The sequence below is a fragment of the Terrabacter sp. RAF57 genome (genome assembly GCF_052113925.1).
GTDB lineage: Bacteria > Actinomycetota > Actinomycetes > Actinomycetales > Dermatophilaceae > Terrabacter.
Map to the genome: position 1 here is coordinate 1 of NZ_JBFRDT010000062.1, position 412 is coordinate 412.

Genomic DNA, 412 nt, shown 5'->3' on the forward strand with positions numbered 1-412 from the left:
ACCGCGTCGATGGCCTTCTTCATCGCGCYGGGCTGCTCGGGACGGCGCGGTGCCTTCTTCCGGGCAGCGAGCAGCTCCTCGCCGAGCTCCTGCAGCTGCTTGCGCCCGAGGCCCTCGCGGACCTTCGGGAACCAGTCCTGCTCCTCCTCGGCCATGTGGTGCTCGACGTTCTCGATGAGCACCGTCGTCTTGGCGTCGAACCGCTCGTCCGTGGCATCCATCGCTGCGAGCTCCATGCAGAGCACGTCCGCGACGTGGTGCTCCTCGTACGACTCGAGCACGTCGTCCTCGAGGTCGGGCAGCAACGCCCGGACGCGGGGGTACATGACCTCGTTCTCGATGTAGGTGTGCACGGTCAGCAGCTCGAGGATCGTGTCGACGACCTTCTGCTTCTGGACCGCGGTCTGGCCGG

1 protein-coding gene is annotated in these 412 nt (G+C 67.2%); it reads right to left on the minus strand.

Annotated elements, in window-relative coordinates; genetic code table 11:
• Nucleotides 1–412, minus strand: a 412-nt coding sequence (locus tag AB4Y83_RS22705; RefSeq protein ID WP_442298282.1) for a hemerythrin domain-containing protein, incomplete at both ends; no start/stop codon positions are given.